We start from the raw sequence: 12,506 nt of genomic DNA on the forward strand, positions 1-12,506 counted from the left end.
TATCTGGTAAGCATGGCCATATCGTATGCCGTAGAATAATGTTCATTTGAATCATCCAAACCATGTGGGTTTGCAAAATGAGTGTTCGTCATGCCAATCTCATCTGCTTTTTGGTTCATTAAAAAGACAAAGCCCTCCAAACTGCCGCCAACATGCTCCGCTATGGCAACAGCTGCATCATTACCAGACCTTAACATCAACCCATAAACCAAATCCTCAAGCTTTATTTTCTCCTTGGCTTTTAAATACAGTGACGAACCTTCTGTCCCTTCTGCACGGCTGCTAATCGTTACGGTATCATTAAGCTTGTCTGATTCAATCGCTAAGATAGCAGTCATAATTTTTGTGATACTGGCAATCCTTCTTTTTTCATGAGCAGCTTTTTCGAATAATACTCTCCCAGAATCTTGTTCGATTAATATGGCGTTTCTCGCACTCACTGAAGCATTCATTGCTTCTGCCCTGTTTGGGATATTCGTTAATAATAGGGGAATGCACATCATGATCATAATAAGCTTCCGATAGATATTCATTATGCAAAACCTCGCACTTTATTGTTTGTACAAGTTTATGCAAGAGAAGGATCGTTATGACAAAAAGTGAACAATCAAATAGCAGCTGATTGTTCACCATTCACATCCTTTTGATTTACTGTTTTACGGCTTCAGAGCGGGCCCTCACTCCCTTAAAAGGGCTTCCATTTCAAGTGAAATGCTTGCTTGAATCGACTTTCCACATCATTCCAATTAACTACACCCCACCAATTATTGACGTAATCTCCCCGGTTGTTCTTGTACTGTAAGTAATAGGCATGCTCCCAAACATCTAAGACTAATAGCGGAATGGTATCCCATTGTGTTAGAAGCATATGACGTTCTGATTGGAGAATTTCTAAATGGCGTGATCTTGGGGCCCAAACTAATATCGCCCAACCAACACCTTCAACCGCCTTGGCAGCTTCAGAAAAATGTTTTTTAAATGCTTCAAAACTGCCAAAATAGCGTTCTATTTCCTGTAACAGCTTACCAGAGGGTTTGCCTCCGCCATTAGGAGTCATATTATTCCAAAATATTGTATGCAGATAATGTCCCGATCCATGGAAGGCCAATTCCCTCGACCAATGTTTGACAAGTGAGAAATCACCTGATTTTCTGGCATCCACAAGGTTCTTTTCTGCCTTATTAAGACCATCTACATATGATTGATGATGCTTTGTATGGTGGAGCTCCATGATTTCTGCAGAAATTGCCGGTTCAAGTGCATCATAAGAGTATGGCAGAGGAGGTAAAGAATGTTCCCCAGCTTTTACATATGGATGATTTACATAAATGGAACCGATTGACTGTCGTTTCTGATAATAATCTTCCATTTCACGATGAAGTTCCTCCACCTTTGATTGCAGATTATACAATTCGGTTTCATTAAGATTATCAGGCTGTTTTAATCCTTCAACCATATCAGTCATTCCGTCAAGCTTTGACCATATTTCATCATTCCGATCGACTCCGTCCGATTGAAGGAATTTTTGCAGCTCTTCATTCCAATACATCACATCTTTAATATAATTTTCAAAACGACCCATCTTTCACCCTCACTCCCTAAATGATTCCTTTTTATCGTATGAGGCCTAAGCTTGGTTGTTTCTAATACGAAGGAATGACTAAGGGATATTAATACAAAAGAAAACGGTCTCATCACGCTGGACAAGACCGTTCTAGCTCAAATATTTACTGAGATTGAATCATTTTTGTGCGGTAATCTGTTTCATAATACTCCAATTCTTCTCTAATTCGCTGGAATTCTCCTTCTAGCCTCTTCATTAAAGTTGAAATACTTTCAGGAACTTCTTTTTGCCATTTTATTGAATTTTTCCCTGTATAAGCAGCACGGCTATCTTCAAACCACGCATCATTCTTTGGTGAGAAAAACTCTTCAATGCACTGGTGGTAAATCCGATATAAAGTTTTTTCAGCTGCTCCTTTAGGGAAAGGTTCGGCTTGTAAAATAACGTTACAGGCATCCAACCCTTCATCACAAAATACTGACAACTTGCGAAGATTAGAAAGAATCGTTCGATAGTAGCCCTCATCCCCCGTTTTTTCATCGATCAAAGAAGCTAAAGTAGATTGATTTAAAAATGTCTCAAACTCTGTAACCGCAGTTGATAAAAACTTCTTTACCTCTTCAATTTGTGATTTCACCATTGAATTTCCCACTTCATACACCCCTATAAGATAATTGTGACAACAAAAATCTTGATCATTTATTTCGTTTAAATAATCTCCTAGCTTGGTTGGGCGATGAACTCTAATGGAGATTTAAGCTCATAGCCTGTTCCTCCGTCTAATCCTTGAAAGATCGACTTCAATTTTTCATAATCAATATCCTGGAAGATTGACGCAAACTCTGAAATTGAATTGATATACACTCTTTTCCGCTTTCTATTACTAGGGTTTTTTATTAAACAAATAAGGGCGACAATTTCTTTAAAACAAATAGACCGTCCATTAACTTCAAATATCGGATCTTCTTTAAATGGAGTAAACTCCTCTATCTGTTCATCAAAATAGCGCACATACAAAACATGTAAAGTTTTTTCAGAGCCATCTTCTATGAAGGTTACTTCACTTTGATTAAAAAAATCTTCAGATGTATTTGGCTTTGCTTTTTCTAACTCATACCCTTTGCATTGTTTAATAAACATATGAACATCCCTTTCAATTTCAATTTAGCATATTCAGAAATTTCCATAGAAACATCCATCAAATGATGGGTTACAGGGAATAAACGCATTCATGAATGCATAAAATATTTTATTTTATAAGTAATATTTTACCACAATCTTTTTTAGAATGTGTCAGAAAACTCAAGAATCTATTGTTTCTTGAAACTTTTCAAAAAACAGGTCCGCCTCTTCTTGTTCGTACTCCTCCTCCACTCTCTCAGGGAGAGGAGGGAGCTCCTTTAAGCTCCTTAAGCCAAAATAATCCAAGAACTCTTTTGTTGTACCATATAAGATAGCCCTTCCCGTACCTTCAGCCCTTCCTACTTCCTTAATAAGGGCTTTAGCCACCAAAGTTTGAATTGGGCGGTCCGTCTTAACCCCTCGAATTTCTTCCACTTCGATTCTAGTAATAGGCTGTTTATAGGCGATTATTGCTAATGTTTCCAGTGCCGCTTGAGATAAAGTCGCGGTATGAGGCGATTCAACCAGCTTCTTTAAGTATGGAGAGTTTTCCTTCTTCGTCGCAAGCTGGTAGGTTTCTCCAAATTGTACAACTGTTATTCCTCTATTGGGATCAGAATTGCAATTCTCCTTATACAAATTGACGATTTCAACAGCATGAATTTGATCAATTTCTAAAACTTGAGAAATTTGTTTTAGCGAAAGTCCCTCATCACCCGCAGCGAAAAGAAGACTTTCCAAAATCCCATTCCAATGAACAATTTCCAAACTCTACTACTCCTTTCCCATTACATAAATATCTGCAAAATTCCCCTCCTGCTCAACGAGAATTTCACTCCGTTTCATTAATTCCAGAATTGCTAAAAAAGTCACGACAATATGCTCCTTTTCATGAATAGGGAATAAATCAAAAAACTTCTTTCTCCTCCCCGCTTTCTTTAATTCACGAACAATTTCCTGCATTCTTTGTTCAATAGGAATTTCTTGCCTAGAGATTCTCGTTGATAAAGGTTTTTGAAGCTTTCTTCTCCGTAAAAGCTTTTGTAATGCTCCGAGCATATCATACAAAGATACATCCAGATTACTTTTATCAGCCGTTTGCTCTTTGGAATAATCTGACATATCACTTGGAGGCTTTGTAAAAATAAGCCCTCTTTCTTCTTCTAAATGTTTTAAATCTGTGGCAGCTTCTTTATATTTTCGATATTCAATTAATCTTTCAACAAGTTCATTTCTTGGGTCCTCTTCCATCTCAAACTCTAATTCTTCCTCAAGATTCTCGTCATGCTGAGGGAGAAGCATTTTACTTTTAATCGCGAGCAAGGTAGCGGCCATCACTAAATATTCACTGGCCACATCCAGCTCCAGCTCTTTCATGGTATGTATAAAGGATAAATACTGCTCAGTTATACTTGCAACCGGAATATCATAAATATCAATTTCCAATGAGTTTATGAGATGTAAAAGAAGGTCTAAAGGGCCTTCAAATGCATCAATTTTAACATTATACTGCATATTTCCACCAATGTTTCTTTCTTATAAGTCATTTAACAACTATATTAAGTATAGAGGATTCATCTGCGCTGTCCAATAGAAAATTGTACTTTCTAGAAACTGACATACATGATAAAGACAGAACTTTAGAAACTGGGCTGACCATCAATGTCCATTCGCCCATACACTTTGCTGCAGGCCTACATAGGATGTAGTGTAAAGCAAAAGATAAACATTTAGGAGGTATTCTATATGTCTGATAAAAACTATGGGTATGGAACTGGATTTGCTTTAATCGTTGTTCTGTTCATTCTATTAATTATTGTAGGTGCTTCTTGGTTCTAAAGCGAATAAATTGGAAGTTACTAATCAATGCCCAGGTTAACCTGGGCATTTTCTACGTGTAAGAGGTAAATTGCCTGCCCTTTTGCTTTCATCTTAGTCGACCTACTCCGTCATCTGTTGTAAACTAAGGTTTAATACGATGGGATGGGGAGGAAATTTATGTATCCACAGGAGTATATAGACTATTTAGTGCATTTTCACGGAGATCGTGATTACTTTGAGTGTCATGAGGTTTTGGAGGAATATTGGAAAAAGGTTGATAATAAGAATAAAGAGTCTATTCTTGTTGGTTTTATTCTGTTAGCCGTTTCAAATTATCATCACCGAAGAAACAACTTTACTGGAGCGAAGAGAACATTAAAGAAGGCACTCGCGATCTTTATAAAACAATCTGATGAGTTAACTTCCTTCGGATTCACTCCGAATGTTTTTATCAACTTTATCAAGGGCAGACTTGACTATGTAGAAAATCATAAAAAATATAAAAGCATCAACTTGCCGTTAGAAGACAGCAGCCTCATTAGAATTTGTGAACAACTGTGCAGTACTAAAGGATTAATTTGGTGTGATGAAAGCAATTTGTCAGATGATCAGCTCATTCATAAGCATATAAAAAGGGACCGCAGTGAAGTGATGCTGGAAAGAAAAATTGCCATAAATGCAAGAAAAAATAAAGGCAGAGAATAGATTTACTATTCTCTGCCTTGTGTTAGTATGCCCTCGAAATCACATTTTCCAAGGAATTCAGCTGTATCCTCAGTAGCCTGAAAAGTTTTTTCAGGGTATAGTTCTTTAAGTGCTTTCACCATATTCTTCCCTATTCCTTGATGCCTGTGTGATGGGTTAACTGATATATGTTGAATCTCCATACTTGTATCGTTCGGAAAGGAAACCCCTATCAGTCCGATAATGTCTTCCTGTTTCCATAAAAAAAGCTGCCAATTATCCACTGCTTCATATTGTTTAATGGTTTGCTGTAATTTTTTTAAATCTTTTTCACTTGGCATAAAAGACAATAAACCCATAGCAATTTTTTCAAACGTTTTTTTATAGCGAATTAACATTTTAATCCCTCATTAATAAAAATAGACCTATAAAATTTATTTTTTCCAAATTTTTTATATTTTAATCTAATTTCTCTATTGAAATATCGCATTAATGCTATAACGTCTACATCACAGTGTAAGTGAAAGCCATAATATTTTAATATTATATGTCATCCATTATTTTTTGTTCTTTCTGCAATAGTTAGCTGAAGCATTTTTTATTTATCGTTATAATCATACAAGATTCATAGAAATTCTTCAATGAGTTATCATTGATTCGTGACCCGGAGCAAAAAATAGCCAGTACGCTACTCCCCAAAGAAGTCCAATCACTATCATCAAAATGAAAAGCAGCCAATTATTTTTTCTCATTTTACCCTCCAACTAGATTACCTTCTTCAACTTATTACATTCTACACGAAAGAACGTCTTTCTTCCATTCCTTCCCCATAAAATTTCATTCATACCTGAAACTTTTCTTGCCCTTATTCCGTCTATATGAGGTACTCTTTACAGCATGAAGAGGGATAAATTGGATATAATAAGAAATGCGTAGGAGGTATAAAACTTGAAGAAATTAAAATTGATTGCTTGTCTAGTACTTACATTGTTCATTTTATCTCCACTTCATATTCTTGCGGATATGGCAGAAGGCGATATGATTATTACATTGGGTGAAAATTTAACAGAAGAACAAAAAAATATGCTTCTTTCTGAAATGAATGCACCTGAAAATGCACAAATCATTACTGTTTCAAATGAAGAAGAACATAAATATTTAGGTAATTATATTGCTAAACCACGAATCGGAACTAGAGCTATTTCCTCCTCAGCCATTACCATTGGTGCACCGGGGTCTGGGCTTGAAGTAGAGACGAAAAATATCGATTGGGTTACTGATGAGATGTATATTAACGCACTAATTACAGCAGGCGTAAAAGATGCCAAGATTTACATTACTGCGCCTATCACCGTTTCAGGGACAGCTGCGTTAACAGGGTTAATTAAGGCTTATGAAGTATCAACAGATCAGATTATACCAGAGGATGTAAAGCAGGCTGCCAATGAGGAAATGGTCGAGACAGCTGAACTTGGTGAATCTATAGGTAACGAAAACGCTGCAGCGCTTATTGCAAAAATTAAAGAAGAAATAGCACAAAATGCTCCAAAAACAGATGCTGATTTAAGAGCTCTTATTGAACAAGCAGCAAATGAATTAGGAATAACCTTAACAGAACAAGAAATACTGAGCTTAATCGACCTTTTCAATAAACTTAAAGACTTAAATATTGACTGGAGTCAAGTCGGCGAGCAGATTAACATCGCTAAGGACAAAATAACGAAATTCCTCGAAAGTGAAGAGGGTCAAGGATTTCTTGAAAGCCTGAAACAATTCTTTGCAAGCTTGATTGATGCTATAAAAGCTTTTTTTTCTAAATGATCAATAAAGAGGGTGTCCCGTAAAATTACGGGACACCCTCTTTATATAATTAATTATTCACCTTTTGTATTAACGGCAGATCATATCGTACTAAATCCTCAAAAGTTTCACGTCTAACGACCAATGTAGCTTCACCGTTTTCTACAAATACAACTGGCGGTCTTGGAATTCGATTATAGTTATTAGCCATAGAATAGCCATAAGCACCTGTACAGAAAACAGCTAATACATCTTCAGACCCAGCCTTAGGCAGAGGAAGGTCCCAAATTAGCATGTCCCCAGATTCACAGCATTTACCGGCAATTGAAACCGTTTCTTCTGACTCTTCTAAAGGTCGATTAGCCAAGACCGCATCATATTTTGCTTCATATAACGCAGGGCGAATATTATCTGTCATCCCGCCATCGACTGCTAAATAATTTCTAACGTTTGGAACTTCTTTTCTAGATCCAACTTTATAAAGGGTTGTTCCTGCATCCCCCACAAGTGATCTTCCTGGTTCAATCCAGATTTCTGGTATTTCCATCCCGAAAACTTTTGATTGTTCTTTTACCTCTCCAATAATTTCCTCTACATACTTAGAGGCAGGAATAGGTTGATCATCTTCTGTGTAACGAATTCCAAATCCGCCGCCGAGGTTTAACACTTTTGATTGAAATGAGAATTTCTCTTTCCACTCGTTCAGCTTGGAGAAAATCTTTCTTGTTGCTAATAGAAATCCTGTTGTATCAAAGATTTGTGAACCTATATGACAGTGAACACCTAGCAGCTCAACCGCATCTGACTCAAGAGCTAATTTAACTGCTGAAGCAGCTTGTCCATTTTGAAGGTCAAAGCCAAACTTAGAATCTTCTTGACCAGTCAAGATATAGTCATGGGTATGTGCTTCTATTCCAGGTGTTACTCTTAATAGGATTTTTGCTTTTACCTTTTTCTCTTCACATATTGAACTCAAAAGCTGTAACTCATAAAAGTTATCAACAACAAAGCAGCCAATCTTGTGGTCCAAAGCCATTTCTATTTCTTCACGACTCTTGTTGTTGCCATGGAAATGGATTCTTTCAGCAGGAAATTCAGCCGCAATCGCCGTATACAATTCTCCTCCTGAAACCACATCAAGTGATAGCCCTTCTTGCTCTGCTAATTGAATCATAGCCACTGTAGAGAAGGCTTTGCTCGCATATGCAACTTGTGCTTTAATCCCCATTTGATCAAAAGTTTGCTTAAAGCCTCTTGCTCTTTCCCGGATTAATGCTACATCATATACATATACTGGTGTACCATATTCCTTCACAATTTCTATCGTGTCTACTCCACCAATCTCTAAATGACCGAGATCATTAACCCTGGATGTTCCGTGTAAGTACATAGTTCATTCCCCTCAATCCCCGAGGTTAAATAATAAGATGCAATTATTTTATTATTCAATCACCCTCTAAATGTAAAAAATACTTTATCATAAATGGGGAAAAACATCAATTCCATAATTTTTGATTTTTAAGAATTTGCTGGCTGTTTACGTTTATTTTTAGGCTGCACAATGCTTGGCCGAATTTTGGAACCAGGAGCTGAGCTGCGGATAAGGATTTGAAAAAATGCTCTCGGGCTAAATGGTAGTAATGGCCATAGATATGGAGTGTTAAGAGATCGAATACTCGAAATGATTAAAATATATAGTGTCGTTGCAATGATAAACCCTGGTACATGCCAAATTGCAACCGCTACTAAAATCGCTAATTTAGATATTGTGTTGGCAATTCCTAATTCATAGCTTGGCGTCGCAAACGTACCCATTGCAGATATCGCTGTATACAGGATTACTTCAGGAACAAACAGTCCTACGTCGATCGCAATTTGTCCAATTAACACAGCGGCAATTAAACCCATTGCGGATGCTAAGGCCGTTGGCGTATGAATAGCAGCCATTCTTAAAAAGAGGATTCCAAATTCCCCTAGGAAAATTTGTACAACAACTGGTATATTTGTTTTTTCATTCGGACCTATAAATTTAAGCTGTTCTGGCAATGCCGTTGGTTCTAAAACAAATAATAGCCATAAAGGCAATAAAAATAATGAGAAGATTACCCCAAAATACCTAATCCACCTAATAAAAGTCCCCACAGCTGGCGATTGTCGATACTCTTCCACATGCTGCAGATGGTGAAAATAGGTGGTTGGTGTGATAATCACACTAGGAGAAGTATCAACATAAATAATGACATGCCCCTCCAAAAGATGAGTAGCTGCAATGTCTGCACGTTCTGTATATCTCACGAGCGGGTACGGGTTATAACCTTGTTTAACAATAAACTCTTCCACTGCCTTATCAGCCATCGTCAATCCGTCTATTTCAATAGCATTTAGCTCTTTCCTTATAATATTGATTAAATCAGGATTTGCCACATCTTTAATATAAGCAATGGCAATATCTGTTTTTGATCTTTCTCCGACCTTTAAGATTTCAAAGCGAAGCCGTTCATCTCTAATTCGTCTTCTGGTTATTGCTGTATTGATAATGATGTTTTCGACAAAGCCATCCCTCGAGCCTCTTATGACCTTTTCCGTATCTGGTTCTTGCGGCTGTCTTCCTGGATAACTTCTGACATCAACAATAAACGCTTCTTCTTCTCCCTCGATCACAACGGCGATTAAGCCTGAAAGTACTTGGTCAACTACTTCATCAAGAGTTTCCACTGGGGACACGGATTGATGAAGCAATCGATTTTCAATGATTTTCTTTATGTTAACAGATAGTTCTTTTTTATCATTAATTTGAACTAATTCTTTTACAATTTGAATAATGTATGCTGTGTCACATAATCCATTTACATAATAAACATGAACATCTTTTTTTAGAATCTTGAGCTTCCTGACACCTAAGTCAAAGCTTTCATTTAATCCAATGCGGTCCTTCATATATTTCTCAACTGCATCTGGATTCGTTGGAATCGGTCTTTTCTGTTGTGTGCTACTGCTCATAAAAGCCGCTCCTTTCTAGGATGATTTCAATCGCTTTTTTAGTTATAGGGGCTCCAGATTCATAATGATCTTTCTTTGACATCTTTCCTATATCCCCTATACCTACTATGATCGGAACATCAAGCTCATCGAGACAATAAACTGTATCTCCGTATAATTTCCCCACTTCTAATTCCTGAATTCCATGCTTATCAACGCCATATGGTGTCAGTTCAGCCTCTCTATCAACACTAATGTCAATTTTCGTCCATTCTGCCTGCCTTGTTTTAGCGGCAACGGCGAGGACTCCTAAGACTTTAATGTCTGGGTGCTGCGCTACATATTTTAATGCCCTTTCACCGTATCCTTCTCCAACAAAGCCGCTATCATCAAACATCACTAGCACAGGGTCATGATGGGCTTTTTTTATCAACTTCACAATTTCTGCACCTGATAACACCGTTGGATTTCCATGGGACATAGTGATGCAGCGTCCGCCAATTTCTGCTGCTACATGTTCGATGGCCTTTCTGGCATATTCGTCACCATCCGTTATAATAATGATGCGTCGGCGTTTATCCATACATTAATTCCTTTCTCAGTTGTCATCTCCTCCAAGCTTGTTAATCTACGATAAAAAAGATCCATTGATACAAAGACCCGAATATCTTCCCAAAAACTAGTGCCATCATTAAAGTAATAATCTTTTCTTGAATTCCTATTCTTTTCGCTAATATTGGAAATACATTCAATACTTCTGTTAATGCCGCTGCTAACATTCCTATAAATATTCCACCTGCTGTCCCTAAAGGGATCATGACTAGTGGCGGAAGATGGAACATCGGATTCAATAGATAGCCTAATCCACCTGCTACGGCTCCCGCTACAACCGCCCATTCATACCAATGAATCATTTTCATTGTTTTTGATAATTGTGTAAGCCTTGGAATGATTCCGAGCACGGTTAAAAATGCAACAAATCCTGAACCAACTGCAATTCCTCCTGCAAAACCAATAAAAATCACAAATATGATGTTAATCGTCGTCATGCAGGCGTGTAATACTTTCTTTGTTTTCGTTCATGATTACATATTGATCCAGGTCTTGTTGATAATTGAACATTTCTATTTCCAATGGACTAGGCTCTTCATTAAGTCTTTTGCGGAATACATGGTTAAAAAAGATAATCATTCCAAGACCTAATCCAACGGAGTACGGAATTTGAAATAACAGTGGTTTTTCCTCAACCTTCCCTGTAATAATGGTATATAGGCGCTCATGAACTTCATGCATGCTAACATCCTCATGAAAATTCATAATTGCCAGCGCAGATCCGAAAAATAGCAGGAACCAGATTAGTAAAAAGAGAGGTATTGACACTCCTTTCTTTTTAAAAACAACTTCAATAATGGTTTGGGATGGACCTATTGCCTGCACCTCTACATCTTTCATTACTTTTGTAATCATTTTGATTACTTGCATCAAATCAATAATGATAATGTTATTGGAGTTATCACTTTCGGAAACATGATAAATCGGAAGATCTTTTAGCTCGTTGTAAATTTCGGCATCCCCAATAATTTGAGCCAAATTATGTAAATAAACCGTATCCTTTGGATGCACTTGGACTCGATGACGCATCCGGATATAAACGGTCTTTTCCATCAGATTCACTTCCCACACATTAATTTCCTCGTATCAATAGTATGAGTAACAGCTATTTGCTTCATGAACACCAATAAATGGGAAACAAAAAAATGAAAGACCAATGGATTAAGTATCCATATGGTCTTTCATTTGCTGAAGGATTTTCTTTTCTAATCTAGAAACTTGAACTTGAGAAATTCCTAATCTCTCCGCTACCTCTGATTGTGTCTGGTCTTTATAATAGCGCAAATAAACGATTAACCTTTCCCTTTCATCAAGTTCGCGGATTGCTTCTTTTAAAGCAATTTTATCAAACCATTTTCCTTCATTGCCATCATCGATTTGATCGAGCAAAGTAATGGGATCCCCATCGTTTTCATACACGGTCTCGTGAATCGACGAAGGGGTTCTGCTTGCATCTTGCGCAAGGATAATATCTTCAGGAGGAATCTCCAAATATTCGGAAACCTCATTTATCGTCGGCGTTCTGCCTAGACTCTTCGACAGCTCATCCTTCGCTTTGCGAATTTTATTGCCAAGCTCTTTAAGTGAACGGCTCACTTTCACAGTGCCATCATCTCGGATAAAACGTTGAATTTCTCCAATAATCATTGGAACAGCGTATGTTGAAAATTTAACATCATAAGACAAATCAAATTTATCAACAGATTTTAATAAACCAATGCAGCCAATTTGAAAAAGATCATCTGGCTCATATCCTCGATTAAGAAAACGCTGAACAACCGACCAAACAAGGCGCATGTTTTTTTGAACAATTAAATCCCGAGCATCTTGGTCTCCATCCTGGCTTTTTTTTATTAAATCCTTGACTTCATGGTCTTTTAAGTACACTTGACTTTTTCCAGTTTTTACCTCCACATCCATAGGC

At 37.3% G+C, this 12,506-nt stretch carries 16 protein-coding genes; 3 read left to right on the forward strand and 13 right to left on the reverse strand.

What is annotated here, in order from left to right:
- From CZ487_RS18950 to CZ487_RS18975, 6 genes are all read right to left on the reverse strand, one after another.
- Positions 1-533 (reverse strand): D-alanyl-D-alanine carboxypeptidase family protein (locus tag CZ487_RS18950; RefSeq protein WP_202617857.1); only part of this gene is annotated, 533 nt, incomplete at its 3' end.
- Positions 534-685: 152 nt separating this feature from the next.
- Positions 686-1,582: a superoxide dismutase gene (locus CZ487_RS18955; RefSeq protein WP_077213851.1), complete on the reverse strand. Its 897-nt coding sequence runs from the start codon at positions 1,580-1,582 to the stop codon at positions 686-688.
- Positions 1,583-1,727: 145 nt separating this feature from the next.
- On the reverse strand, positions 1,728-2,216 hold the full coding sequence (locus tag CZ487_RS18960) for a YpuI family protein (RefSeq protein ID WP_077213852.1): 489 nt from the start codon (positions 2,214-2,216) through the stop codon (positions 1,728-1,730).
- Positions 2,217-2,284: 68 nt separating this feature from the next.
- Positions 2,285-2,704 (reverse strand): hypothetical protein, encoded by a 420-nt coding sequence (locus tag CZ487_RS18965; protein WP_077213853.1) that lies wholly within the window; start codon positions 2,702-2,704, stop codon positions 2,285-2,287.
- Between the two features lie 162 nt (positions 2,705-2,866).
- Entirely contained in the window at positions 2,867-3,454 is a 588-nt protein-coding gene (scpB, locus tag CZ487_RS18970; RefSeq protein WP_077213854.1) for an SMC-Scp complex subunit ScpB, read from the reverse strand.
- Positions 3,455-3,460: 6 nt separating this feature from the next.
- Entirely contained in the window at positions 3,461-4,201 is a 741-nt protein-coding gene (locus CZ487_RS18975; RefSeq protein ID WP_077213855.1) for a segregation/condensation protein A, read from the reverse strand.
- A gap of 231 nt (positions 4,202-4,432) precedes the next feature.
- Here CZ487_RS18975 and CZ487_RS18980 point away from each other — a divergent pair, with 231 nt between their 5' ends.
- The gene (locus CZ487_RS18980) at positions 4,433-4,525 is read left to right on the forward strand and encodes a YjcZ family sporulation protein (RefSeq protein WP_077213856.1); all 93 of its coding nucleotides are present in this window, start codon (positions 4,433-4,435) and stop codon (positions 4,523-4,525) included.
- Positions 4,526-4,684: 159 nt separating this feature from the next.
- On the forward strand, positions 4,685-5,212 hold the full coding sequence (locus CZ487_RS18985) for a DUF309 domain-containing protein (protein ID WP_077213857.1): 528 nt from the start codon (positions 4,685-4,687) through the stop codon (positions 5,210-5,212).
- Positions 5,213-5,217: 5 nt separating this feature from the next.
- Here the strand turns inward: CZ487_RS18985 and CZ487_RS18990 are convergent, their stop codons facing one another.
- Entirely contained in the window at positions 5,218-5,589 is a 372-nt protein-coding gene (locus CZ487_RS18990) for a GNAT family N-acetyltransferase (RefSeq protein ID WP_077213858.1), read from the reverse strand.
- A 625-nt stretch (positions 5,590-6,214) separates the two neighbouring features.
- On the opposite strand from CZ487_RS18990, the gene CZ487_RS18995 reads away from it, so the two are divergent.
- Positions 6,215-7,012 (forward strand): DUF1002 domain-containing protein, encoded by a 798-nt coding sequence (locus tag CZ487_RS18995; protein ID WP_202617891.1) that lies wholly within the window; start codon positions 6,215-6,217, stop codon positions 7,010-7,012.
- Positions 7,013-7,061: 49 nt separating this feature from the next.
- On the opposite strand, the gene lysA is transcribed toward CZ487_RS18995, so the two are convergent.
- From lysA to sigF, 6 genes are all read right to left on the reverse strand, one after another.
- Positions 7,062-8,381, reverse strand: coding sequence for a diaminopimelate decarboxylase (gene lysA, locus CZ487_RS19000; RefSeq protein ID WP_077213860.1), 1,320 nt, complete (start codon positions 8,379-8,381; stop codon positions 7,062-7,064).
- A gap of 128 nt (positions 8,382-8,509) precedes the next feature.
- On the reverse strand, positions 8,510-9,991 hold the full coding sequence (locus CZ487_RS19005; protein ID WP_077213861.1) for a spore germination protein: 1,482 nt from the start codon (positions 9,989-9,991) through the stop codon (positions 8,510-8,512).
- A complete protein-coding gene (spoVAEA, locus tag CZ487_RS19010) occupies positions 9,981-10,553 on the reverse strand; it encodes a stage V sporulation protein SpoVABEA (protein ID WP_077213862.1) in 573 nt (190 codons plus the stop codon). Before spoVAEA ends, CZ487_RS19005 begins: the two co-directional genes overlap by 11 nt.
- A 40-nt stretch (positions 10,554-10,593) precedes the next feature.
- Complete coding sequence (locus CZ487_RS19015) at positions 10,594-11,019, reverse strand: stage V sporulation protein AB (RefSeq protein ID WP_077213863.1); 426 nt, start codon at positions 11,017-11,019, stop codon at positions 10,594-10,596.
- Positions 11,006-11,635: a stage V sporulation protein AA gene (locus CZ487_RS19020; RefSeq protein ID WP_077213864.1), complete on the reverse strand. Its 630-nt coding sequence runs from the start codon at positions 11,633-11,635 to the stop codon at positions 11,006-11,008. Before CZ487_RS19020 ends, CZ487_RS19015 begins: the two co-directional genes overlap by 14 nt.
- A gap of 108 nt (positions 11,636-11,743) precedes the next feature.
- Complete coding sequence (gene sigF, locus CZ487_RS19025; protein ID WP_077213865.1) at positions 11,744-12,502, reverse strand: RNA polymerase sporulation sigma factor SigF; 759 nt, start codon at positions 12,500-12,502, stop codon at positions 11,744-11,746.
- Positions 12,503-12,506: the final 4 nt, after the last annotated feature.

This window comes from Robertmurraya dakarensis, from assembly GCF_900156875.1.
In the GTDB taxonomy this organism is placed as follows: domain Bacteria; phylum Bacillota; class Bacilli; order Bacillales; family Cytobacillaceae; genus Robertmurraya; species Robertmurraya dakarensis.

What these genes read in the sequence shown, in the direction of transcription:
- CZ487_RS18955 (WP_077213851.1), bottom strand. Translation starts at nt 1,582, where the DNA reads ATGGGTCGTTTTGAAAATTATATTAAAGATGTGATGTATTGGAATGAA.
- CZ487_RS18965 (WP_077213853.1), bottom strand. Translation starts at nt 2,704, where the DNA reads ATGTTTATTAAACAATGCAAAGGGTATGAGTTAGAAAAAGCAAAGCCA.
- CZ487_RS18975 (WP_077213855.1), bottom strand. Translation starts at nt 4,201, where the DNA reads ATGCAGTATAATGTTAAAATTGATGCATTTGAAGGCCCTTTAGACCTT.
- CZ487_RS18980 (WP_077213856.1), top strand. Translation starts at nt 4,433, where the DNA reads ATGTCTGATAAAAACTATGGGTATGGAACTGGATTTGCTTTAATCGTT.
- CZ487_RS18985 (WP_077213857.1), top strand. Translation starts at nt 4,685, where the DNA reads ATGTATCCACAGGAGTATATAGACTATTTAGTGCATTTTCACGGAGAT.
- CZ487_RS18990 (WP_077213858.1), bottom strand. Translation starts at nt 5,589, where the DNA reads ATGTTAATTCGCTATAAAAAAACGTTTGAAAAAATTGCTATGGGTTTA.
- CZ487_RS18995 (WP_202617891.1), top strand. Translation starts at nt 6,215, where the DNA reads ATGGCAGAAGGCGATATGATTATTACATTGGGTGAAAATTTAACAGAA.
- lysA (WP_077213860.1), bottom strand. Translation starts at nt 8,381, where the DNA reads ATGTACTTACACGGAACATCCAGGGTTAATGATCTCGGTCATTTAGAG.
- CZ487_RS19005 (WP_077213861.1), bottom strand. Translation starts at nt 9,991, where the DNA reads ATGAGCAGTAGCACACAACAGAAAAGACCGATTCCAACGAATCCAGAT.
- spoVAEA (WP_077213862.1), bottom strand. Translation starts at nt 10,553, where the DNA reads ATGGATAAACGCCGACGCATCATTATTATAACGGATGGTGACGAATAT.
- CZ487_RS19015 (WP_077213863.1), bottom strand. Translation starts at nt 11,019, where the DNA reads ATGACGACGATTAACATCATATTTGTGATTTTTATTGGTTTTGCAGGA.
- CZ487_RS19020 (WP_077213864.1), bottom strand. Translation starts at nt 11,635, where the DNA reads ATGGAAAAGACCGTTTATATCCGGATGCGTCATCGAGTCCAAGTGCAT.
- sigF (WP_077213865.1), bottom strand. Translation starts at nt 12,502, where the DNA reads ATGGATGTGGAGGTAAAAACTGGAAAAAGTCAAGTGTACTTAAAAGAC.